Origin of the sequence: Rhodococcus sp. Leaf233, from assembly GCF_001426165.1 — a bacterium.
Taxonomy (GTDB): Bacteria; Actinomycetota; Actinomycetes; order Mycobacteriales; family Mycobacteriaceae; genus Rhodococcoides; species Rhodococcoides fascians.
In genome coordinates this window covers 363,837-385,193 of the sequence record NZ_LMRO01000012.1, presented here as the reverse complement: position 1 = coordinate 385,193, position 21,357 = coordinate 363,837, and the positions used below count along the sequence as shown (strand labels likewise).

Sequence of the window (21,357 nt, the reverse complement as noted above, 5' to 3'; positions counted from 1 at the left end):
CGATCTCCTTGTCGACGGCACAGGACGGACGGCCCTTGCAGAACAGGAGATCAGCGTGACCCGATCGGACGAAAAGTCGTCGCCCCGCATGTCGGTGTCGAGTGCGACGGCATTCGTCGGAGTTGCGTTCGCGTTCGTGGTGGCGATGATGGGCACCACCATGCCGACGCCGCTCTATGCGCTCTACGAGGTCGAGTTCCACTTCTCCGTCTTCGTCGTCACCCTTGTGTTCGCGGCGTATGCCGTCGGTGTGCTCGCAGCTCTGTTGGCGTTCGGCCGCTGGTCCGACTCGTTGGGACGACGCCCGATGCTGTTGGCGGCCATAGCATTCGGATTGATCAGCGCCGTGGTGTTCGTCACCGCCGGCTCGCTGACGGCCCTGGTGATCGGCCGCGTGTTGTCGGGAATTTCGGCCGGCATCTTCGTCGGTACCGCGACGGTGACGTTGATCGAGTTGGTACCCGACCGATGGCGTGACCGTGCATCCGCGATCGCTACCGCAGCGAACATCGGGGGCCTCGGCCTCGGACCGTTGGTGGCCGGAGTGCTCGCGGAGTATCTACCGCAACCGTTGCGTCTGACGTTCGTCGTCGACATGGTTCTGCTCGCGGCGGCAGCAGTGGCGGTGTTTCTCGCACCGGAGACGGTGCGGGTAGACGGCGGAGCACGCCCGCACATGCAGCGGCTGTCCGTTCCACCGGAGGTGCGCGGCACCTTCGTGCGCGCCGCGATCGGAGGTTTCGCCGGCTTCGCCGTACTTGGCCTGTTCACTGCCGTCTCGCCGGGATTCATCGGCGGTGTGTTGGGAGTCGACAATCACGCCGTCACCGGGGTGGTGGTGTTCACGGTCTTCGCTGCGTCGGCGACAGCCCAGATTGCTTTGCGCGCAGCCGATCCCGCGTCGGCGCAGCGGTGGGGATGCGCGCTGCTGCTGCTCGGTCTGGTGTTCCTGGCCGCGTCGCTGCTGCTGACCTCGTTGGCCGTTCTGGTGGTAGCGGCGCTGCTCTGCGGCGTCGGTCAGGGCATGACATTCGCCAACGGCATGTCCACGATCGGTGCCGAGCTACCTCCGCACCGTCGGGCAGAGGTCACCTCGACCTTCTTCGTCGTGTTGTACATCGCCATTTCGGTACCGGTGATCGGGGCCGGAGCCGTGGCGACCGGATGGGGCCTGGTGACGGCAGGAGTGGTGTTCGCCGTCGTGATTGCGGTGCTCGCGGCGGTGGCGTTCGTGCTGTTGACCATCGATCTGCGCAAGTCTCGGGCTGTCGTGTCCTGAAACGGTCGACAGAGGGCCGGATTCGTACTCGATTCGGGACGGCGGGTAGGAGATGATGGTTGTCGACAGGAGGTCCTGACGATGGCCGAACGCTCGTTGCTTGCGGACTTCCTTCGGGTGCGCCGGGAATCGCTGCAACCCGAGCAGGTGGGTCTGGTGCGCGACGGCAACCGCCGAGTGCGCGGCCTGCGACGAGAAGAGATCGCCCGGCTCGCCGATATCAGCGCCGACTACTACCTGAGGCTCGAGCAGGGGCGCAATCATCAACCCTCCGAGCAGGTTCTGGCTGCGCTGAGTCGGGCTCTGCGTTTGGACGAGGACGAGCGGGCGTACTTCCACCGGGTGGCGCGCGCGCAGTCCGGCCCGGCCGTGGTCGAGGCGCTTCCGCCGCGAGTGACCGAGGCGTCGGCCCGGGTGTTGGAGCAGTGGGTCCACACGCCGGCGTACATCACCGACCGCCATCACGATCTGCTTGCGCTCAACGGTCCGGCTGCGCTGATGACGCCGGGCCTGAAAGTGGGTACCAACCTGATGCTCGATGTGTTCGCGCACGAGCACAGTGCCGCCTCGCCGGAGGACTGGGCCGTCACGGCGCAGCGAATGGTGTCGGCGCTGCGATTCCACGCGGCACCGGGTCACCCGCGACTGACGGAGTTGGTGGGCCGATTGTCGGTGGAGAGCCGCGCTTTTCGCAGGATGTGGGCCAAACACGACGTACGGCCGTTGTCGTCGAGCATCTCCGTCGTCCCGGTGGAGCCGTTCGGTCTGGTCGAATTCCGTTCGCAGACTTTGGAGATCGTCGGCGAGGGTGGGCAGTTCATCACCACCTACTTCGCCGATCCCGGTAGTCGGTCGGCATCGGCGATCCGGCATCTGGTTGCCGGAGTCCCCAGCCGCGACACTCAGTTCGTTGTTCCTCGGTCCGATTCGGACGATCGGACCGCGTCGGCCAGTTGACGTAGAGCTGCCCTCGACTGTGCTGTTCGGGGCCGCAGCACCATCAGTACGTGGTCCTCGGCGGCAGGCATCAACAGGTAGTCGAGCATCAACGGACCGACGACGGCATGTTCGATCGTCACGGTTCCGGTTTTTCTCGCGCTGGTCTCACCGGCCCACTTCTGCGCGAATGCCGAACTACGGGTGGACAGTTCGCCGACGATGCGGCGAAAGGAGTCGTCTGGCTCGTGCCGATCCAACGACTCACGAAGCATGGCGACCACCTGATCCGCCGACGATTCCCACCCGGCAGGCGGGTCGGCGGCGGGATCGTCTCGATCGCCGCAGAGCGAACCGGCGTCGACGAATGTGAACACGGCCAGATTGACCCCCTCGGCGAAGCTCGGCGACACCGCGCGAGCGAGCATCGTGGACGATTCGACGGTCAGATGCCGATCCAGCAGTACTGCAGGCGAATACGCCCAGGACTCGAGCGCCTCCACGTTGTGCATGATTCGACCATAGATCCAGGCGGTCGCCGGTCCGGTAACCCTGCCAGGGACACCTTCGACCGGCGGTGTTCGATCCTCCCGAGGTGAACGAAAGCGTTGGGGCCGAGTATCACTGGGCTGGATCGGTCGTGCGGAACTTTCTCTGGTAATCCGACGGTGTCACACCGAACTTGGTGACGAACGCACGCCGAAAAGCAGCGGGCGTGCCGAATCCTGCGTCGGCAGCGGCCCGGGCCACCGAGTAGCCGGACTCGAGTGCGGCCACCGCGATATCGAGACGCATCGCGGTCACGTAATCGAGAGGCGTCGTGCCCAGTTCCTCGCGCACGATGCGATTGAGATGCCGCACACTGACATTGGCGTGTGCCGCGAGAGCGCTCAGGTTCGCGGGTCGTGTCGGGTCGGCATGGATGTAGTCGGTGATAGCGCGAGAGACCTGGGTCCGCGGCGGCGGACCCTTCAGCGACACCGAATACTGCGACTGGCCGCCGGAGCGCTGCATGTACACCAGCAGTAGTTGCGCGACCGTTCTGGCTATCGGGGCACCGTGATCACTTTCGACCAACGCCAACGCCAGATCGATTCCGGCAGCGACCCCGGCCGAGGTGTAGATGTCGCCGTCGCGAACGAAGATCGAATCGGGTTGGACACGCGTGTCGGGAAAGCGTTCCGCCAGAGCCGACGTGAACTTCCAATGAGTGGTCGCACTCCGGCCGTCGAGCAGACCGGTTCCCGCCAGCGCGAACGCCCCACTGCAGATCGACGCCACCCGCCGCGCTCGGGGGGCGAGCAGCGCCACCGCGTCGAGCAACGCCGGGTCCTCGAAGACGGCCGGAGCCGATTCGCTACCGGGAACGATGAGGGTGTCGAAGTCGCCGCTGTCGGCAACGGCGGCGTTCACCGACACCGTCATTCCCATCGAGGTCACCACGTCACCGCCGTCGATCGAGAGGAAGACGATGTCGTAGCCGTCGACTCGCTGGTTCGCTTCGAGGAAGACCTCGGCCGGGCCGACGAAGTCGAGCATCTTGACCTGGTCGAAGAGCAGAATGCCGATGCGCCGACGCTGGGTCGGACCACGCCGAGACGGGTCGTCGTTCACCCGAGTGGTCGAACGCGTCACGATGCTCGGATTCCGGCCTTCATGCCCACGGCACCCGCTTCACCGCGGGTCTTGACCTCGAGTTTCTTCAGGATGCTTGCGACGTGGAATTTCACCGTGCTCTCGCCGATGTTGAGGCTCGCGGCAATGTCCTTGTTGCGCTTGCCGTATGCGAGGTAGCCGAGAACTTCTCTCTCGCGACGGTTGAGGCCGGCGAGTAGTTGTTCGTCGGCTCGTGCGGGAGGCGGGTCGAGAGGAATCGCGATGCTCACACGTGATCCCCACCCAGCGGTGGATTCGAATGAGATCGATCCCCGGAGGGTGTGCACGCGTCCGGAGAGCTGTTGGGTCAGAGTCTCGGTGTCGCAGGCATGCAGGCCGTCGTTGCGGACTTCGAGCAGCAGGTTGGTTCCGTCGCAATCCCACGCGATACGTACCCGTCGAACATCCGGCTGAGCCACGTAGGCGAGTACGACGGTCCGAACCACGGCTCGCGCCGCGCGTGCGATCTCGCCGGGGACCGGTCTTCCGTCGACTGGGGGAGCGACGTATTCGACGTCGATCGAGGACTGGTCCAACACAGTGGCGAGCTCCCCCTGCAGCCTGGCGAAGGCGGTGGTCACTGCTTCCTGCCCCAGCTCACGGTTGGCTTCTTCGATGGAGCGAAGCTCGATCAGTGCCGCCGACGCGGTATCGCTGGCGGTTGCGCGTGCTCGCGCGTCATCGAGGTCCTTCGAGCGCAGCGTGGACAGCACGGACGTGAGGGTATCGACGTGGGCGTCGACCATCTCCGAGATCACCCGAGCACGCTCGCTCGAGGCCGCCAGGGATTCGGCGAGATACGCAGGACTTGCCTGGACCACCTGATGGCGTATGGAGGTGGCTACGATTCCGAAGGCAACGCCGACGTCGGAGTCCGGATCGAACTGCGGCGCAGCCGATTTGGGCACCAGGACCAGCAGGGTGTCGGTCGTGTCGTCGAGTTGCGTCGCGAGACGTCGCTGTGCACCGGCCAGGCGCCCCGGGCCGTCCAGAGCTCGGCGCCCACTCTGCTGCACCGATTGCTTGAGGTCGTCGAGCTCCTTGATCGTCACGCGGCTCGTCATCGACTCGTCGCCACTGACTTTTCTCGGACGGCCGGTGCATTCCCTGGTGAAAATGATCATCGCCGAGTGCGGATACCGCTGCGACGACCACCACGAAAAACGAGCAGCTATCTCGACCAGCGGACCGGTCAGGACCTCCCGAAGCGCGGCGAGCGAGTCGGTCGGTTCGGACCTGGCGGGGGTCGACGGGGCAGGGCTGCTCACGTGCGCATCCTAGTACTCGGAGCGGCGTCGTGTGATGTCCGTTCGGCCAGTGATTGCTAGCCGTTGTGCGTGGTTCTTTTCTCGCGGTAGGACGACAACCTGGACATCGGATTCATCGACGAAGGGAACACCGTTGAGGACGACCACCGAAACCCTCGCGTCGACTCTCGGCTGCCCGGAAACGAAGCGCATGATCGACTTCGCGACCCGGTGGATGCCCTACGGCGGCGGGCCGGCCGAGGACATTCTGGTCGGGTTCGGAATCAGCCCGACCGAATACTTCACCAGACTCGCCGCAGTGCTTCGCGAACCCGACACAGAATCGACTCTCGACCGCGACACGATGTCCGCGTTGCTCGAGGTGTGCCGCCGCAGGCTCTGGCTCGGCGAGTGAATCGTCCTCCGTACATCACCTGACCCCAGGAGTGCTTGTGTCACAAACCGTTCATGCCGTCGTCGCCAAGGCGAAGGGTGAGCCCGTCTCGATCGAGACGATCACCATTCCCGATCCCGGCCCGAACGATGTCGTGGTCACCATCGCCGCGTGCGGGGTGTGTCATACCGATCTGCATTACCGCGAGGGCGGTTCCCGATCCCGGCCCGAACGATGTCGTGGTCACCATCGCCGCGTGCGGGGTGTGTCATACCGATCTGCATTACCGCGAGGGCGGTATCAACGACGAGTTCCCGTTCCTGCTCGGCCACGAAGCCGCGGGCACCGTCGAAGCGATCGGCGATGCTGTCACTCATGTCGAGGTCGGTGATTTCGTGGTGTTGAACTGGCGGGCGGTGTGCGGGGAATGCCGAGCCTGCAAGAAGGGCACCCCCTGGTATTGCTTCGACACCCACAATGCGTCGAAGAAGATGACTCTCGCCGACGGCATCGAACTCTCGCCGGCGTTGGGGATCGGGGCGTTCGCCGACAAGACTCTCGTCCACGAAGGCCAGTGCACCAAGGTCGACCCGGAGTCCGATCCGGCGGTCGTCGGTCTGCTCGGGTGTGGGGTGATGGCCGGGCTGGGTGCGGCGATGAACACCGGGAACGTTTCCCGCGGTGATTCGGTGGCGGTGATCGGGTGCGGCGGTGTCGGTGATGCCGCGATCGCCGGGGCCCGCCTGGCGGGGGCGTCGACGATCATCGCCGTCGACCGCGACAAGAAAAAACTCGACTGGGCTCTCGAACTCGGTGCCACCCACACTGTCGATGCCTCGCAGGTCGATGCCGTCGAGGCCATCCAGGAGTTGACCGGTGGGTTCGGGGCGGATGTGGTCATCGATGCCGTCGGTCGCCCGGAGACGTGGAAGCAGGCGTTCTACGCCCGCGATCTCGCCGGGACGGTCGTCCTCGTCGGGGTGCCGACGCCGGAGATGACGGTCGAGATGCCGTTGATCGATTTCTTTTCCCGGGGTGGGTCGTTGAAGTCGTCGTGGTACGGCGATTGCCTGCCGGAGCGTGATTTTCCGATGTTGGTCGATCTGTACGAGCAGGGCCGGTTGCCGCTCGAGAAGTTCGTGACCGAACGGATCGGTCTCGGTGATATCGAGGCGGCGTTCGAGAAGATGCATCAGGGCACGGTGCTGGAAGTTCGTGACCGAACGGATCGGTCTCGGTGATATCGAGGCGGCGTTCGAGAAGATGCATCAGGGCACGGTGCTGCGTTCGGTGGTGGTCCTGTGAGCGGGCAGTTGCGGGTCGAGAAGGTCGTCACGTCGGGGACGTTCGCGCTCGATGGTGGCGAGTGGGAGGTCGACAACAACATCTGGTTGGTCGGTGACGACGACGAGGTGGTGATCGTCGATGCTGCGCATACGGCCGGTCCGATCGTCGATGCGGTCGCCGGTCGGNGTCGACAACAACATCTGGTTGGTCGGTGACGACGACGAGGTGGTGATCGTCGATGCTGCGCATACGGCCGGTCCGATCGTCGATGCGGTCGCCGGTCGGCACGTGCGGGCGATCGTGTGTACGCATGGTCACAACGATCATGTGACGGTCGCGCCGCAGTTGTCGGGGGAGTTGGATGCGCCGATTCTGTTGCATCCGGCCGATGATGTGTTGTGGGAGCAGACGCATCCGGGCATCGGGCATTCGGTGCTCGAGGACGGTCAGCGGATCACCGTCGCGGGGACGGAGANTGTACGCATGGTCACAACGATCATGTGACGGTCGCGCCGCAGTTGTCGGGGGAGTTGGATGCGCCGATTCTGTTGCATCCGGCCGATGATGTGTTGTGGGAGCAGACGCATCCGGGCATCGGGCATTCGGTGCTCGAGGACGGTCAGCGGATCACCGTCGCGGGGACGGAGATCGTGGCGTTGCATACTCCCGGTCATTCGCCGGGGTCGAGTTGTCTGTATCTGCCCGAGGCGGGTCAGTTGTTCTCGGGGGACACGTTGTTCTCCGGTGGGCCAGGTGCGACGGGTCGGTCGTATTCGGATTTCCCGACGATCATCGGCTCGATTCGGGATCGGTTGTTCGCGTTGCCCGCCGAGACCCGGGTCAACACCGGGCACGGAGACGGAACGAGTATCGGGGACGAGTCCCCGCACCTCGAAGAATGGATCGCCCGCGGGAATTGAGGTTCGATGTTTCGCAGCACAGTGTCAGCCATGCCCAGCTTGGGAGAAGTCTCTCCCGGCTGCCGGGGCGAGTCAGCCGGGGTTTGTCGGTGGCCCGAAGTAGGGTCCTGTCCGTGATCATCGTGAGTACGGACGGCTCTTGTCTGCGTAACCCCGGCGGAGCAATCGGGTGGGCGTGGGTCAATCACACGGGTCCGAGCAACTCCGGCGGCGAGCCCTCGGGCACCAACCAGGTAGCCGAGCTCCGCGCCTTGCTCGAGGCAGTGTTGGCCCACCCCGGCCCGGAGCCGTTGCTGATCGAATCGGACTCTCAGTACGCCATCAAGTGCGCGTCGGAGTGGCTGGCAGGCTGGAAGCGCAAGGGGTGGAAGACTGCGGGCGGCACCCCCGTGCGCAACCTCGATCTGGTGCAGAGCATCGAGCGAGCCATCACCGAACGCGAAGGGCCGGTGCGATTCCGGTGGGTTCGCGGCCACGTCGGCAATCACTTCAACGAAGCAGCCGACGCGCTGGCGGGCGAAGCCGCCCGTGCCATCGCGGCCGCCGGAGCGAACGCGGTGCCTGCACCGACCGAGGCTCGCAGCGGACCCGTTGCACAGAAGGAATCCGTTCCCGCTGCGCCGCGCCCGTCCGAACCGGAGATCGCCACCCTGTTCTGACGGCCGAGCCGCGCGCATGTTCCGGATCAGCCGCGGGGTCTCATCCGCGCGTTGGGTAGTTCCGGTGCGTGCAACCTGGGCCCGGGGTAGCCCTCCACGGTGCCGAACTGACCGTTCTCGGCCTCGTACGCGGCCCGATACTCCACCACGTCCTCGTGGCTGCGGCCGACGAAGTTCCACCACATGACTATCTGTTCACCGAACGGCGGACCGCCCAACAGGAGGAATCGAACCGGTTCGCGGGCGGGATTGTGGAGCTGCATCGACCGGTGCCCGGGTTCGAGGTAGCCGAGTTCGGCTGCGGCCAGATCGGTCTCGTTCAGCGTCACCGATCCTTGGTCGACGACAACTCCGTGTTCGTAGGACTCGTCGATCTCGACGCTGACCCGCGCCCCGGCGTCGAGCACGATCTCCGCTCCGAGCAGTGGCGTGTACGTCGACACCGGCGAGGTCTCGCCCAGAAGCGATCCGAGAAACACCCGAGCGGTCAGGCCGGGCCGGGGGATCGAATCGGGAACGTAGTGCTCGAAAGTCGGTGCCACGAAACGAGATACGGCGGGCAGTGCCACCCACAGCTGCATCCCGTGCAGGATGTCGGTGTCGGGTGTCGACACCTCGGAGTGGCTGATGCCCTGCCCGGCCGTCATCAGGTTGAGCTCCCCGGGCCGCACCATCGCATGAGATCCGACGCTGTCGCGATGCTCGATTTCACCGGAGAACAGCCAGCTGACCGTCTGCAGGCCGGTGTGCGGGTGCGGTGCGACGTCCATGCGCGAGTGCTCGGGCCCGTAGTGGTCTGCGAAGCACCATGCGCCGATGAGGGATCGGTCCTTGTGCGGCAGGGTGCGGCGCACCTTCATGGCACGAGGGCCGCCGAGTGGAACCTCGCGTGGGGTGAGGACCTGGATCATCAGTGCTCCCGGATGTCGGTCTGGGCGAGTCTGAGCTTGGTGCACAGACTGTCGAGTGTCCTGAGCTCGTCGGTGTTCAATGCATCGCCGACGTAGCGCCTGATGCGGGCGGCGTGTTTGCGTCCGATCGAGGCCTGCAGGTCTGATCCCGCGTCCGTCAGGCAGATCACGGTCCCGCGTTTGTCCGACGGATCGTGCTCTCGGACAACGTAACCCATCGCCTCGAGCCGGTCGCACATCCGGCTCAGCGACGGTTGGCTGAGCAGGATCTCGTCGTTGAGTCGACGCAGCCGGAGTCTGCGGTCCGGGCTGGTGCTCAGGGTGAACAGCACGTCGTATTCGCGCATGCCGATCGGATCCCAGATGTCGTCGGCGGCGAACCGGCGCATCAGGGAAACCTGGGAGCGAAAGAGCGACTCCCAGGCGTTCACCGCCACCTCCGTGTCAGACGGCAACTGCTGGTTCCTTCGCAGCGGCCGCGGCCTTCTCTGCCAGCATCGAGGCGTGGGTCGGAGGATTCTCTGGAACGCCGGCTGGGCGTCGGGCAGCGAATTCCTTGCGCAGTACCGGTACGACGTCTTCGCCCAGGATGTCGAGTTGCTCGAGCACTGTCTTCAGCGGCAGGCCGGCGTGGTCCATCAGGAACAGTTGACGCTGGTAGTCGCCGAAGTAGTCTGCGAATGCGAGCGTCTTCTCGATCACCTGCTGTGGCGATCCGACGGTCAGCGGGGTCTGCTCGGTGAACTCCTCCATCGTGGGGCCGTGGCCGTAGACGGGTGCGTTGTCGAAGTACGGTCGGAATTCGTTCACCGCGTCCTGGCTGTTCTTGCGCATGAACACCTGACCGCCGAGACCGACGATGGCCTGGTCGGCGCGGCCGTGGCCGTAGTGCTCGTAGCGTTCCCGGTAGAGATCGATGAGCTGGATGTAGTGCTCTTTCGGCCAGAAGATGTTGTTCGCGAAGAAGCCGTCACCGTGGTAGGCGGCGATTTCTGCGATCTCCGGGCTGCGGATCGACCCGTGCCAGACGAACGGCGCGATGTCGTCGAGCGGACGGGGAGTGGACGTGAACCGGTCGAGTGGCGTCCGGAAGTTTCCCTTCCACGTGACGACGTCCTCGGTCCACAGGCGTCGCAGCAGCTGGTAGTTCTCCAGAGCCAATGGGATGCCCTGACGGATGTCCTGTCCGAACCACGGGTAGACCGGGCCGGTGTTGCCGCGACCCATGATGAGGTCGATGCGTCCCTCGGACAGATGCTGGAGCATCGCGTAGTCCTCGGCGATCTTGACCGGGTCGTTCGTCGTGATCAGCGTCGTCGACGTCGACAGGATCAACTTCTCGGTGGTGGCCGCGATGTAGCCGAGCATGGTCGTCGGTGACGAGGGTACGAACGGCGGATTGTGATGCTCGCCGGTCGCGAAAACATCCAGACCAACGTCCTCGGCATGCTTGGCGATGGTGACCATCGATCGAATGCGCTCGTGCTCGGAGGGCGTCGTCCCGGTGGTGGGGTCGGTGGTGACATCTCCGACGGTGAAGATTCCGAACTGCATGGCGTGCTCCTACCCGAACGACAAGTTCATGCGTTTGCATTGACTATGCCGTACAACCGGGGTGCGGTCCGGGTTATTTCCGCGGCGGTCACTGCACGAGCGACGCGGTTCCGGTGAGCAACCGCACGTCGTACGACTCGGTAGGGCCGTGCTGCTCGGTGGTTCCGCCGTGCACGGTGTACAGCACTGCGTAGGAGGTGAACGTGACGTCCTGGCCGTCGTCCGTATCGATATTGACGCGGGGCAGAACGACGAGCAGGTGGGTCCGATTACCGTCCGAGAGGGTCTCGACGACGGTCCGCACCTCGAATCCCAGATCGGATCGGGTGACGTCGGTGGATTCCAGCGTTTCTCCACTGAGGACGAGCTGCGCCGCCCACACTCCGGCGGAGCGATGGGCGTCGACGGTTCCGGTGACGTCGTCACCGCTGAAGTCGTAGTGGTTCGCTGCTGTGAAAGGCATGGTCACAGGCTATGCCTCGGTCGGTGAAAAAACTTCGAAAGAATTTCCCATCCGCTACCCATCCACCCGGCGACGGGCCCCGAATCGTCAATGAGACACCCGCTACTGCTGTCGCCCCCGACCGCCGTCAGTAGTGGGTGTCTCCCTTTGTGTTGCGGGCCGGTGACGGTTGTTCGCACTCGTGCGTGACCGAGAGCCCAGTTCGCTGAGTCGACTGATCAGTCTGTCGGTATCGAGTCCGCTACGTCCGACGGCGAATTCGGTCAGCGGCACCACGCTGTGGAATTCGGTACGCACATCGCGGTCGTACAGGACATCTACGAGATTCGCGAAGCGCTGAGCCGCGAAGTCGTCCACGCTCGCGAGAGCCGGAATGTCGGTGATCGTCAGCTGCGGTGCTTGCTGGACCATCTCGAGGTAATCGCCCGTCGAGCGGGCAGCACAACACAGCTCGGCAAACGTCCGACCACCCGAGACGGGCTCCACAGTCCACGTACCCGAGGCGAACCGTGATCCACTGGTACCGGCGGCGCGGTAGTCGACGGGGCCGTCGACGCAGACCACCTCGAGGCACTGCTTCAGCTTCTCGATCGTCGGGACGAACGTCGGGTGGAACAGCGGATTCGGCAGCAATTCGTCGGGCGCGTAGTTCGAGGTGACGACCAGGACGACGTCACGGGCAAAGAGTGCGTCGAGCATCCGCGTGATGAGGCGGGCGTCTCCGATGTCGTGGACGTGAAATTCGTCGAAGCACAGCAGTGCCGCCGGAGCCGATCCTGTCGACAGGACATCGTCGATGGCTGCGTCGATGGAAAACCCGTGGCGAAAGTACGCCGCGTGGAGATCGCGGAAGAAGCTGTGGAAGTGCACGCGCTTCTTCGCAGAAGTGTCGGCCGCGGCGAAGTAGCTGTCCAACAGCCAGGTCTTGCCACGCCCGACCGGTCCCCACAGGTAGACACCTCTGTCGCCGGGTGTCGACAGCATGTCTGCCGCTGCGGCCTGGGCGTCGTCGAGCGTGAATGCAGCGTCGAAGACGTGTCGCGATGCGGTCGGCCTCATGTAACGAACCGTACGCCCCGCGACTCTACATTTGTAGAGTGCGTGTGTAGGGTCACTGCTGTGGACCGCCGCACCGCCATCGCCGACGCCGCACTGGGTGTCATCGCCCGAGACGGCTTGCGCGTGTTGACGCACCGGTCGATCGATTCGGCGCTGGACTTTCCGGCAGGCTCCACGTCGTACTACTTCCGCACCAAGGCCGATCTGCTCGCCGCCGTGGCTACCCGCCTGATCGAGCTCTCGCGGGCATCCTTTCTGGGGATCGTCGGAACCGAAACCGATGTTGCGACGGTGATCGCACGCTATCTCGACCATGCGATCACCCATCGCATGGTCGAGCTCCGGGCCCGCTACGCGCTGATGCTCGATCCTGCGGTCCCGGCCGACATCAGGGCCGACTTGGCCCGTTCGTTCTTCTCACTCGAACGGGCCAGAGAACTGTTCGACGAGCCAGCCCACGGAGACGGCTTGGTCTCGCTGTGCGAAGGGCTGATGGCCGACGCGATTTTCGGCCGTGGAACCGCGAAAGGGGCTGCGGGACTACGGCTTCCGATATCGGTCTATCTCGCCGGGATTCCGTCTCAGAACGGGTAGCCGACTCCAGTGAGTTTCTCGCTGGCGTCCCACAGCTGGGCTGCGAGTGCGGGATCCTGAGCCATCTTGGTCATGCTCGCCGGGCCAGGCTTGCCGCGGGACTCGAACAGCGATGTGGGACCGCTGTAGGTACCGCCGCCTGCGACGTCGACTGCATAGAGCGTGGGAAGCGCTCCGGCGCGGGCAGACTGAGAGATGAACTTGAGTCCGATGGGTGCCAGGGTCGCCAGGATCTTGTTGCTGCCCAGACCATCCGGGCTCGAGTAGAGCTCGGTCGACGAGATGCCGGGGTGTGCCGCATTGCTGGTGACCTTGGATCCGGCCTTGTCGATCCGACGCTGCAGTTCCAGCGCGAACAGGATGTTCGCGAGCTTGGAGTTCGCGTATCCACGTTGCGCGTTGTAGCCACGCTCGAGCTGGAGGTCGTCGAAGTCGAGCTTGGGGCGCTGACGGTGCGCGACCGAGGCGACGGTCGTGATCTTCGCGTCGGCGGCGAGCTTGGGGAACAGCAATCCGGTCAGCGCGAAATGACCGAGGTGGTTGGTGCCGATCTGGAGCTCGAACCCATCCTTCGTTTCGGTTCGCTTCGCCGGCATCATGACGCCCGCATTGTTGATCAGAATGTCGATCGATTCGGGAGCCGACTCGGCGTACTTGCGGACCGAACCGAGATCGGCCAGGTCGAGGGTGGCCGTGTCGACAGTTCCGTTCGGGGCCTCCGCGCGGATCTTCGCCGCTGCGGCGTCGGCCTTGTCCTGGTTGCGGCAGGCAAGCGTCACGTGATCGCCGCGCTTGGCCAGCTCCAAAGCTGTGTAGTAGCCGATACCGGTATTCGCTCCGGTGATGACAACGCGTTTCTGCTTGGTTTCGGGCACGGCAACAGGCTACCGGTCTGTTTTAGAATGCGCCGGTGAGTACAACAGAACCCGTTTTTCCGACGGGGATCGGAAACCCCGCGATGCGGGCATTGCGAGCTGCGGGATATACCGGTCTCGACGACCTGGCCGGGTTGCCCGCTGCCGAGCTCGCATCACTGCACGGAGTCGGACCGAAGGCAGTGAGGATCGTTCAGGAAGCGCTCGAGCGCACCGGCAGGTCACTGAGCTGAACGGTCACGTCCAATGTCCGGGACGGGTCAACGCCTCGGGTAGTTGTGTCGATCTGTCACCGAGCGCCGCATTGATCTGGAATTGCGTCGCGAAGATCGTCTCGCGCAGATTCGCACCGCGGAGATCGGCACCGCGAAAATCGGCCCCGATCAGGTCGGCCCAGCGCAAGTCGGCACCGCGCAGATTCGCCCCGATCAGGTACGTGCCCCGCAAGCTCGCACCGCGGAGGTCCGCACCGGCCAGCTTGGCCCCGATCATGTCGCGTCCGCGGTAGTTCTTCTTCTTGCCCGACACCTCTGCGCGCACCAGATCGCTTGCATCGAGCAGCGCCTCGTTGACCCGCGAGCGCACTGCGAAGACGTCGACCGACAACAGGACCTCGGGAGTCTCCGACGTGAGAGCGTCCAGCTCCTCGTACTCGTGGGTAAGCCGGCTGTGCAGGGATGCGGTCGATGTCCGGCCACGTGCATCTGCCAGGTACCAGAGCAACTCGTGCAGATCCCGCATGATCGGGAACACCGCGAACATCTCCGACGAGTTCGACGGCGTTTCTCGCCAGTCCCGTCCCGCGAACGTCGATTGCGACACTTTCTGCCCAGCACCGAAACAGTCGTACACCGTGCATCCGGGAAAGCCCTTCTCCCGAAGCGACGAGTGGATGCCGCAGCGCGAGTCCTTCTGAAGGTTGCGGCACGGTTCCCCGGCGGCTTTGTCGACGGCGAAATCCGACGACTTGGCGAAGGGCAGAGCAACGCAACAGAGTCCGAAGCAGCTGCCGCAATCGGCGAGCAGATTCTCGGGTGGGCTCATGTGTTCACTCTGTCCTTCGGGCAGCCGCAGCGTCAAACGAGAATCGTCACTCCGGACGTCGGAGGAGTGCGACGAGCTTCTTCGGGGCCCGGGTGCAGTAGCTCTCCGTGATCAGCTCGCCGAGTTCCGTTCGATCCACCGACTCGCCGAGCAGCATGCCGATGATCTCGGGTCCCCAGCCGGGGGCGAAGAAGCCGTCCTGCCTCGACAATGCGTCGAGTTCTATTCCTCGGGAACGGAATACGAGGACGTGAGCCGGTCCGTCGGTCCCCGCTGCTGTTGCGAATGCCGGAGGAGTGCCGTCGACAATGTCGAGGACGTGGGCGAAGGTGCGGCCACGTACCCGCCATCGGGTACCGACCCACGCCTGCTCCTCGTAGGTCTCGGGCAACGCCAGACACATCTGTCGGACCTCGGGTTCCGACTTCATTCGACTCCCTGTGACACATGCCGGGCTACAGTATTTCAGCGCGGGGCAGTTGGGCGCAGGCACTTGGAGGAGGCTCCATCCATGGTGAGACCCGAGTACGACGAGGTCGTGTCCGGTCTGCGCGGGGCCGGCTGCGTGTTCGCGGAAGAAGAAGCCGACATTCTGGTCGAATCCGCATCGGACAGCGACGATCTCGCCGCCCTGCTCGCTCGCCGTATCGCCGGGGAACCGCTCGAACACATCGTCGGCTGGGTGTGGTTCTGTGGTCGACGCGTCGCCGTCGAACCGGGGGTATTCGTACCCCGTCGGAGAACTGAATTCCTGGTGAATTGCGCTGCAGCACTGCAGCCGTCGCGATTATTGGACATGTGCTGCGGATCAGGTGCGGTAGGACTGTCGGTCGGTGGCGTCACCGAATTACATGCCGCCGATCTCGACGCGGCGGCCGTGGAATGCGCCACGCGCAACCTGGCTGCCGTCGGGGGCACGGTGCACCGCGGCGATCTGTACGACGCCTTGCCGCCGGAGTTGCTCGGATCCTTCGATGCGATAGTGGTCAACGCGCCGTACGTCCCGACGGCCCACATCGAACTGATGCCGCGAGAAGCGCGATTGCACGAGCCGCGAATCGCGCTCGACGGCGGCGAAGACGGTGCCCGATTCCACCGTCTCGTGGCCGAGGGGGCACCTGCATGGTTGTCCCCCGGCGGTCACTTGCTGATCGAAAGCAGTGCTGCACTGGCTGATTCGACTCTGCGGGCAGTGCGCGACTGCGGATTCCACGCGCGGGTGAGCGCATCGGACGAATTCGACGCGGTGGTCGTGATCGCTTCGCGTACGTGACGAGACGAGTGCCATACACGGCCGGTTTCGGCGGTGCGTTTCGGCGGTGCGTTTCGACTGGGGCGTTTCGACTGCGGCGTTTCGTGGCATTCCCGAACGGATCCCGATAGAGAAAAGAGGCTGTTCGACCATGACTACTTTGCTGTTCGCGGTAACCGCTGCCGACCATTGGACCCTGAACGACGGAAGCAAGCACCCCACCGGGTACTGGGCCGAGGAGCTCGTCGAGTCCCATCGCACATTCGTCGAGGCCGGGTGGGACATCACGGTGGCGACGCCGGGTGGCAAGGCTCCGGTCGTCGACGAGGGCAGTCTGGCCGTCGACGCGAACGGCGGTGACGAGCAGAAGGTGGCGGACCAGAAGAGCTACCTGGCCTCGATCGAGTCGATCCTGTCCTCGCCCGCGAAGCTGGAAGACCAGAAGGCCTCCGACTTCGACGTCGTGTTCGTCCCCGGCGGCCACGGGCCCATGGAGGATCTCGCCGTCTCGACGAGCTTCGGTGCCCTCGTGGTCGACTTCCTCGATGCGAACAAGGTGGTCTCGGCGGTGTGCCACGCACCGGCGGCCCTGCTGCCGGCCGTCCGTACCGACGGCTCCTGGGCTTTCGACGGGTACGAGCTCACCGGCTTCACCGACGAGGAAGAGACCCAGGCCGGGCTGGCCGACAAGGCCCCATGGCTCCTCGAGACCCGGCTGCGCGAGAACGGCGCCAAGTTCGAGAACGCCGACGCCTGGTCGCCGCATGTGGTCGTCGACCGCAACCTCTACACGGGCCAGAACCCCGCATCGACGCGTCCTCTTGCGGAGAAGCTGGTCAGCGTCCTGAAGTAAAACGCCGTGGACGGTCGGTGTTCTGCCCACGGAGAACATCGACCGCTCGGGGAACATCACTACTCCTTTCGAAGTTGAGCCCCTATAGCTCAATCCTTTGGAGGAGAAGTGACCGAAACCGTTCGTGTCCCCGTACTGTTCCTGACCGACCCGATCGTCCTGCCCGGAATGGTGGTGCCCGTCGAACTCGACGAGGCCGCACGCGCCGCCGTCGACGCAGCGAAGGCGAGCAACGACGGCATGCTGCTCGTGGCTCCCCGACTCGAAGATCGGTACGCCGCTTACGGCGTTCTCGCCACCATCGTGCAGATGGGACGGCTGGCCGACGGTCGCCCGGCCGCCGTCATCAAGGCAACTCGTCGTGCGCACATCGGCCACGGGGTCAGTGGCCCCGGGGCGGCCCTGTGGGTCGAGGCCGAGCCAGTCGCCGATACAACTCCGAACGACGACCTCAAAGCGCGTGCAGCCGAATACAAGCAACTCGTCGTCGCGATGCTGCAGCGCCGCGACGCGTGGCAGGTGATCGATTCGGTCAACAAGCTCACCGACCCCGGCGCGATCGCCGATACCGCGGGTTACGCGTCCTACCTCACCGACGTCCAGAAGCGTGACCTGCTCGAAACACCTGATGTGGCAACGCGTCTGACATCGCTGATCGAGTGGACCAAGGCTCACTTGGCCGAGGTCGAGGTGAACGACAAGATTTCCGGCGACGTCCGTGAGGGCATGGAGAAGACGCAGAAGGAGTTCCTCCTGCGCCAGCAGCTCGCTGCCATCCGAAAAGAACTGGGCGAGGACGAACCCGACGGTGCGGATGATTACCGCGGCCGTGTCGAGGCTGCGGACCTGCCCGAGAAGGTGCGCGAACAGGCGCTCCGTGAAGTGGGCAAGTTGGAGCGGGCAAGTGATCAGAGCCCCGAGTCGGGGTGGATCCGCACCTGGCTCGACACCGTGCTGGACCTGCCGTGGAACAACACCACGACCGACAACACCGACATCGATTCGGCGCGAGCCGTTCTCGATGCCGACCACCACGGCCTCGACGACGTGAAGGACCGCATCGTCGAATATCTGGCCGTTCGTGCACGGCGCTCCGAGCGGGGTATGCAGTCCGTCGGCGGACGCGGCTCCGGTGCCGTCATGGTGCTCGCCGGACCTCCCGGTGTCGGTAAGACCTCGTTGGGCGAATCGGTGGCGCGCGCTCTCGGTCGTACCTTCGTCCGTGTTGCCCTCGGTGGGGTCCGCGACGAGGCTGAGATCCGCGGACACCGTCGCACCTACGTCGGCGCATTGCCGGGCCGCATCGTGCGGGCGATCGGCGAGGCGGGATCGATGAATCCTGTTGTGCTGCTGGACGAGATCGACAAGGTCGGTTCGGACTACCGTGGTGATCCCAGCGCCGCACTGCTCGAGGTACTGGACCCGGCGCAGAACCACACGTTCCGCGACCATTATCTCGATCTGGATCTCGACCTGTCCGACGTCGTGTTCCTTGCCACCGCCAACGTGATCGATCAGATTCCCGGACCACTGCTCGATCGTATGGAGCTGGTGACCATCGATGGATACACCGAGGACGACAAGGTCGTCATCGCTCGGAACTACCTGCTTCCGCGTCAGATGGAGAGGGCGGCAGTCACATCCGACGAGGTGACCGTCACCGACGCCGCACTGCGCAAGATCGCTGCCGACTACACCCGTGAGCCCGGGGTGCGGCAACTCGAACGCTTGCTGGCCAAGGCTCTACGTAAGGTGGCGACGAAACTCGCGGGCACCACGGACGTGCTCGAGATCGACGAGCCGGATCTGGTGACCTACCTCGGTCGTCCGCGCTTCACCCCCGAGGCGCACGAGCGAACCGAAGTGCCCGGCGTCGCAACGGGTCTGGCAGTGACCGGGCTCGGCGGCGACGTGCTGTTCATCGAGGCGGCCTCCACCGAGGGCGACGCGGGCCTCACGCTCACCGGCCAGCTCGGCGACGTGATGAAGGAGTCTGCGCAGATCGCGCTGTCCTACGTGCGAGCGCACGCAGCTCGATTCGGCGTCACTGCCGAGTCACTGGATCGCAGTATCCATGTGCACGTTCCGGCCGGGGCAGTGCCCAAGGACGGTCCTTCGGCGGGCGTGACGATGGTGACGGCCCTGGTGTCGATGGCCACCGGGCGTCCGGTGCGGTCGGACGTGGGAATGACCGGAGAGGTGACGCTCAACGGACGTGTGCTGCCGATCGGTGGAGTCAAGCAGAAGCTGCTGGCGGCTCAGCGCGCCGGGCTGAAGACGGTGTTCATTCCGGCACGCAACGAACCCGATCTGGACGACGTCCCTGCGGAGGTCCTGGAGGCGTTGGACGTTCGGCCGATGACCGACGTGGCCGACATCCTGGCGCTCGCGCTGGAACCGGCGGAAGCTGCCGCGGCCGCGTGAGGTGACGGCGACCGTTCTCGGGCTCTGCTTGACCTCGAGTTCGGTCGAGGTTCTACGTTGGTGTCATGAGCATGGAGATGACCGCGTGGAACCAGATGTATCGCACGATGAACAGCTCCGGCGCGCAGTCTTCGTTCTCCAAGGAGACTGCGCGTCGGATCCTGTCGTTCGCAGCACCGCATCGACGCGCCCTCGGCGGCTTCCTGGTGCTCAGCGTCGCGCTGGCGGTACTTGCGGTGGCAACTCCGGTGTTGGCCGGGCGGGTGGTCAACGCGATCGTCGACGGGCGAGAGCTACGTGTGGTGGTGCTGTTGGCTCTGGCCATCGCGGTGATCGCCATCGTGGACGCAGGCTTCGGTCTGATCAACCGGTGGCTCTCGTCCAACATCGGTGAGAGTCTGATTCTGGATCTGCGCACCGCAGTGTTCGACCATGTGCAGCGGATGCCGATCGCCTTCTTCACTCGCACCCGAACCGGCGCTCTGGTCAGTCGCCTCAACAACGACGTCATCGGTGCCCAACGCGCATTCAGCACCACGTTGTCCGGAGTCGTCAGCAACGTGGTGACGCTGGCTCTGACGCTCGTGGTGATGATCGGAATCTCCTGGCAGATCACTCTGCTCGCGCTGATCCTGTTGCCGGTGTTCGTCCTGCCTGCACGCCGCATGGGTCGACGCCTCGCACGTCTGCAACGCGAAGCGGCAGCTCATAATTCGGCGATGAGCACCCAGATGACCGAGCGCTTCTCGGCCCCGGGAGCGACACTGGTCAAGCTGTTCGGTCATCCCGACCAGGAATCCGTCGAGTTCGCGGTTCGAGCCGCCCGAGTCCGCGACATCGGGGTTCGGAGCGCGATGGTGCAGACCGTGTTCGTCACGGCGCTCACCCTGGTGTCTGCTCTGGCCCTCGCCGTGGTCTACGGACTCGGCGGCTTCTACGCACTCAGTGGTCGACTGGACCCGGGTTCGGTTGTCGCACTATCCCTTCTGCTGACCAGGCTCTATGCGCCGCTGACCGCACTGGCGAGTGCCCGTGTCGAGGTCATGAGCGCGCTGGTCAGTTTCGAGCGCGTGTTCGAGGTGCTCGATCTCGTTCCTCTGATCGCCGACAAGCCCGACGCGACGGTGCTGCCCCCGGGGCCGGTGGCCGTCGAACTCGACGACGTCAGGTTCGCGTACCCGTCGGCCGACAAGGTGTCGCTCGCGTCCCTGGAGGAGGTCGCAACTCTGGATTCCCGTGGCGGCGAAGAGGTTCTGCACGGTGTGTCGTTCCGGGCCGAACCCGGTCAGATGGTCGCCCTGGTGGGTACCTCGGGTGCGGGCAAGTCCACGATCGCGCAACTGATCGCTCGGTTGTACGACGTCGACAGCGGCGCAGTGCGGCTCGGCGACGTCGACGTGCGGGACCTGACCGCCGAATCCGTCCGCAACACAGTGGGAATGGTGACTCAGGACGGTCATCTGTTCCACGAAAGCATTCGCTCGAATCTGCTGCTGCCGCGCCCCGACGCCACCGAGGACGAACTGTGGGACGCACTGTCGCGGGCCAGGCTCGCCGATCTCGTGCGTTCCCTGCCCGACGGGCTCGAGACAATCGTCGGCGAGCGCGGCTACCGCCTGTCCGGCGGGGAGCGTCAACGTCTGACAATCGCCCGGCTGCTGATCGCGCAGCCACGGGTGGTGATTCTCGACGAGGCAACGGCCTCACTGGATTCGACGTCCGAGGCCGCCGTGCAGGCAGCGCTGGCCGAGGCGCTCGAGGGCAAGACGTCGGTGGTGATCGCGCACCGACTCTCGACCATCCGAGCAGCAGACGCCATCCTGGTGATCGAGAACGGACAGGTCATCGAGCGCGGAACACACGACGAGCTCCTCGCAGCGGGCGGCCGCTACGAGGAGCTGCATCGAACACAGTTCGCGCACACTGTGCCAGCGGAGTGACCTAGGAAGG

General features: G+C 64.8%; 23 protein-coding genes and 2 pseudogenes. 14 read left to right on the top strand and 11 right to left on the bottom strand.

What is annotated here, in order from left to right; all coding sequences use genetic code 11:
- Positions 1-88 precede the first annotated feature (88 nt).
- Both ASH04_RS27460 and ASH04_RS21495 read left to right on the top strand, forming a co-directional pair.
- Complete coding sequence (locus ASH04_RS27460; protein WP_032382447.1) at positions 89-1,279, top strand: MFS transporter; 1,191 nt, start codon at positions 89-91, stop codon at positions 1,277-1,279.
- A gap of 81 nt (positions 1,280-1,360) precedes the next feature.
- Positions 1,361-2,236, top strand: a complete 876-nt coding sequence (locus ASH04_RS21495; RefSeq protein ID WP_052053602.1) for a helix-turn-helix transcriptional regulator — start codon at positions 1,361-1,363, stop codon at positions 2,234-2,236.
- Here ASH04_RS21495 and ASH04_RS21490 read toward each other — a convergent pair.
- From ASH04_RS21490 to ASH04_RS21480, 3 genes are all read right to left on the bottom strand, one after another.
- Positions 2,182-2,727, bottom strand: coding sequence for an MmyB family transcriptional regulator (locus ASH04_RS21490; protein WP_045841620.1), 546 nt, complete (start codon positions 2,725-2,727; stop codon positions 2,182-2,184). The genes ASH04_RS21495 and ASH04_RS21490 overlap by 55 nt on opposite strands.
- Before the next feature lie 109 nt (positions 2,728-2,836).
- Positions 2,837-3,850 carry a GlxA family transcriptional regulator gene (locus ASH04_RS21485; RefSeq protein WP_228139323.1) on the bottom strand — a complete coding sequence of 338 codons (1,014 nt, stop codon included), beginning with the start codon at positions 3,848-3,850 and terminating at the stop codon, positions 2,837-2,839.
- Positions 3,847-5,139 carry a LuxR C-terminal-related transcriptional regulator gene (locus ASH04_RS21480; RefSeq protein WP_057474483.1) on the bottom strand — a complete coding sequence of 431 codons (1,293 nt, stop codon included), beginning with the start codon at positions 5,137-5,139 and terminating at the stop codon, positions 3,847-3,849. Before ASH04_RS21480 ends, ASH04_RS21485 begins: the two co-directional genes overlap by 4 nt.
- Before the next feature lie 133 nt (positions 5,140-5,272).
- Between ASH04_RS21480 and ASH04_RS21470 the strand changes: the two genes are divergently transcribed.
- The 6 genes and pseudogenes from ASH04_RS21470 (at position 5,273) to ASH04_RS21445 (ending at position 8,378) form a co-directional block, all read left to right on the top strand.
- Positions 5,273-5,533: a DUF3263 domain-containing protein gene (locus tag ASH04_RS21470; protein WP_230074136.1), complete on the top strand. Its 261-nt coding sequence runs from the start codon at positions 5,273-5,275 to the stop codon at positions 5,531-5,533.
- A 128-nt stretch (positions 5,534-5,661) separates the two neighbouring features.
- On the top strand, positions 5,662-6,753 hold the full coding sequence (locus ASH04_RS21465) for an S-(hydroxymethyl)mycothiol dehydrogenase (RefSeq protein WP_082519370.1): 1,092 nt from the start codon (positions 5,662-5,664) through the stop codon (positions 6,751-6,753).
- A gap of 60 nt (positions 6,754-6,813) precedes the next feature.
- Positions 6,814-6,984 (top strand): annotated as a pseudogene (locus ASH04_RS26705) (MBL fold metallo-hydrolase); the annotation flags it as partial.
- Between the two features lies 1 nt (position 6,985).
- Positions 6,986-7,274: pseudogene (locus ASH04_RS21455) on the top strand (MBL fold metallo-hydrolase); the annotation flags it as partial.
- A 1-nt stretch (position 7,275) separates the two neighbouring features.
- The coding region (locus tag ASH04_RS21450; RefSeq protein ID WP_057474636.1) for an MBL fold metallo-hydrolase at positions 7,276-7,719 on the top strand (444 nt) is incomplete at its 5' end.
- A gap of 113 nt (positions 7,720-7,832) precedes the next feature.
- Positions 7,833-8,378 (top strand): ribonuclease H family protein, encoded by a 546-nt coding sequence (locus ASH04_RS21445; RefSeq protein WP_032367901.1) that lies wholly within the window; start codon positions 7,833-7,835, stop codon positions 8,376-8,378.
- Positions 8,379-8,404: 26 nt separating this feature from the next.
- Here ASH04_RS21445 and ASH04_RS21440 read toward each other — a convergent pair whose 3' ends face one another.
- The 5 genes from ASH04_RS21440 to zapE all read right to left on the bottom strand — a co-directional run bounded on the left by ASH04_RS21440 (position 8,405) and on the right by zapE (position 12,365).
- Positions 8,405-9,289 carry a pirin family protein gene (locus ASH04_RS21440; RefSeq protein ID WP_156394625.1) on the bottom strand — a complete coding sequence of 295 codons (885 nt, stop codon included), beginning with the start codon at positions 9,287-9,289 and terminating at the stop codon, positions 8,405-8,407.
- On the bottom strand, positions 9,289-9,744 hold the full coding sequence (locus ASH04_RS21435) for a MarR family winged helix-turn-helix transcriptional regulator (protein ID WP_032367902.1): 456 nt from the start codon (positions 9,742-9,744) through the stop codon (positions 9,289-9,291). Before ASH04_RS21435 ends, ASH04_RS21440 begins: the two co-directional genes overlap by 1 nt.
- Complete coding sequence (locus ASH04_RS21430) at positions 9,734-10,843, bottom strand: LLM class flavin-dependent oxidoreductase (RefSeq protein ID WP_057474480.1); 1,110 nt, start codon at positions 10,841-10,843, stop codon at positions 9,734-9,736. Before ASH04_RS21430 ends, ASH04_RS21435 begins: the two co-directional genes overlap by 11 nt.
- An 88-nt stretch (positions 10,844-10,931) precedes the next feature.
- Positions 10,932-11,306 carry a hypothetical protein gene (locus ASH04_RS21425; RefSeq protein WP_141214870.1) on the bottom strand — a complete coding sequence of 125 codons (375 nt, stop codon included), beginning with the start codon at positions 11,304-11,306 and terminating at the stop codon, positions 10,932-10,934.
- Positions 11,307-11,408: 102 nt separating this feature from the next.
- A complete protein-coding gene (zapE, locus tag ASH04_RS21420; protein WP_082519368.1) occupies positions 11,409-12,365 on the bottom strand; it encodes a cell division protein ZapE in 957 nt (318 codons plus the stop codon).
- Between the two features lie 60 nt (positions 12,366-12,425).
- On the opposite strand from zapE, the gene ASH04_RS21415 reads away from it, so the two are divergent.
- Positions 12,426-12,959 carry a TetR/AcrR family transcriptional regulator gene (locus ASH04_RS21415; protein ID WP_027495222.1) on the top strand — a complete coding sequence of 178 codons (534 nt, stop codon included), beginning with the start codon at positions 12,426-12,428 and terminating at the stop codon, positions 12,957-12,959.
- On the opposite strand, the gene ASH04_RS21410 is transcribed toward ASH04_RS21415, so the two are convergent.
- The gene (locus ASH04_RS21410) at positions 12,947-13,834 is read right to left on the bottom strand and encodes an oxidoreductase (protein ID WP_027495223.1); all 888 of its coding nucleotides are present in this window, start codon (positions 13,832-13,834) and stop codon (positions 12,947-12,949) included. The genes ASH04_RS21415 and ASH04_RS21410 overlap by 13 nt on opposite strands.
- A gap of 35 nt (positions 13,835-13,869) precedes the next feature.
- Between ASH04_RS21410 and ASH04_RS26700 the strand changes: the two genes are divergently transcribed.
- Positions 13,870-14,067 (top strand): helix-hairpin-helix domain-containing protein, encoded by a 198-nt coding sequence (locus ASH04_RS26700; protein ID WP_032392717.1) that lies wholly within the window; start codon positions 13,870-13,872, stop codon positions 14,065-14,067.
- 4 nt (positions 14,068-14,071) lie between these two features.
- Here the strand turns inward: ASH04_RS26700 and ASH04_RS21400 are convergent, their stop codons facing one another.
- Positions 14,072-14,878 carry a pentapeptide repeat-containing protein gene (locus ASH04_RS21400; protein WP_032372549.1) on the bottom strand — a complete coding sequence of 269 codons (807 nt, stop codon included), beginning with the start codon at positions 14,876-14,878 and terminating at the stop codon, positions 14,072-14,074.
- 46 nt (positions 14,879-14,924) lie between these two features.
- On the bottom strand, positions 14,925-15,308 hold the full coding sequence (locus ASH04_RS21395; protein WP_057474479.1) for an MmcQ/YjbR family DNA-binding protein: 384 nt from the start codon (positions 15,306-15,308) through the stop codon (positions 14,925-14,927).
- Between the two features lie 81 nt (positions 15,309-15,389).
- On the opposite strand from ASH04_RS21395, the gene ASH04_RS21390 reads away from it, so the two are divergent.
- The 4 genes from ASH04_RS21390 (at position 15,390) to ASH04_RS21375 (ending at position 21,347) form a co-directional block, all read left to right on the top strand.
- The gene (locus ASH04_RS21390; RefSeq protein ID WP_032372548.1) at positions 15,390-16,151 is read left to right on the top strand and encodes a putative protein N(5)-glutamine methyltransferase; all 762 of its coding nucleotides are present in this window, start codon (positions 15,390-15,392) and stop codon (positions 16,149-16,151) included.
- A gap of 130 nt (positions 16,152-16,281) precedes the next feature.
- Positions 16,282-16,983, top strand: coding sequence for a type 1 glutamine amidotransferase domain-containing protein (locus tag ASH04_RS21385; RefSeq protein WP_057474478.1), 702 nt, complete (start codon positions 16,282-16,284; stop codon positions 16,981-16,983).
- Positions 16,984-17,091: 108 nt separating this feature from the next.
- A complete protein-coding gene (gene lon / locus ASH04_RS21380; protein ID WP_057474477.1) occupies positions 17,092-19,407 on the top strand; it encodes an endopeptidase La in 2,316 nt (771 codons plus the stop codon).
- A gap of 65 nt (positions 19,408-19,472) precedes the next feature.
- Positions 19,473-21,347, top strand: a complete 1,875-nt coding sequence (locus ASH04_RS21375) for an ABC transporter ATP-binding protein (protein ID WP_027495230.1) — start codon at positions 19,473-19,475, stop codon at positions 21,345-21,347.
- Positions 21,348-21,357: the final 10 nt, after the last annotated feature.

Bases quoted from the DNA above. Each gene is read 5' to 3' on its own strand.
- ASH04_RS27460 (WP_032382447.1), top strand. From the start codon at position 89: ATGTCGGTGTCGAGTGCGACGGCATTCGTCGGAGTTGCGTTCGCGTTC.
- ASH04_RS21495 (WP_052053602.1), top strand. From the start codon at position 1,361: ATGGCCGAACGCTCGTTGCTTGCGGACTTCCTTCGGGTGCGCCGGGAA.
- ASH04_RS21490 (WP_045841620.1), bottom strand. From the start codon at position 2,727: ATGCACAACGTGGAGGCGCTCGAGTCCTGGGCGTATTCGCCTGCAGTA.
- ASH04_RS21465 (WP_082519370.1), top strand. From the start codon at position 5,662: ATGTCGTGGTCACCATCGCCGCGTGCGGGGTGTGTCATACCGATCTGC.
- ASH04_RS21440 (WP_156394625.1), bottom strand. From the start codon at position 9,289: ATGATCCAGGTCCTCACCCCACGCGAGGTTCCACTCGGCGGCCCTCGT.
- ASH04_RS21430 (WP_057474480.1), bottom strand. From the start codon at position 10,843: ATGCAGTTCGGAATCTTCACCGTCGGAGATGTCACCACCGACCCCACC.
- ASH04_RS21425 (WP_141214870.1), bottom strand. From the start codon at position 11,306: ATGCCTTTCACAGCAGCGAACCACTACGACTTCAGCGGTGACGACGTC.
- zapE (WP_082519368.1), bottom strand. From the start codon at position 12,365: ATGAGGCCGACCGCATCGCGACACGTCTTCGACGCTGCATTCACGCTC.
- ASH04_RS21400 (WP_032372549.1), bottom strand. From the start codon at position 14,878: ATGAGCCCACCCGAGAATCTGCTCGCCGATTGCGGCAGCTGCTTCGGA.
- ASH04_RS21395 (WP_057474479.1), bottom strand. From the start codon at position 15,308: ATGAAGTCGGAACCCGAGGTCCGACAGATGTGTCTGGCGTTGCCCGAG.
- ASH04_RS21390 (WP_032372548.1), top strand. From the start codon at position 15,390: ATGGTGAGACCCGAGTACGACGAGGTCGTGTCCGGTCTGCGCGGGGCC.
- ASH04_RS21385 (WP_057474478.1), top strand. From the start codon at position 16,282: ATGACTACTTTGCTGTTCGCGGTAACCGCTGCCGACCATTGGACCCTG.
- ASH04_RS21375 (WP_027495230.1), top strand. From the start codon at position 19,473: ATGAGCATGGAGATGACCGCGTGGAACCAGATGTATCGCACGATGAAC.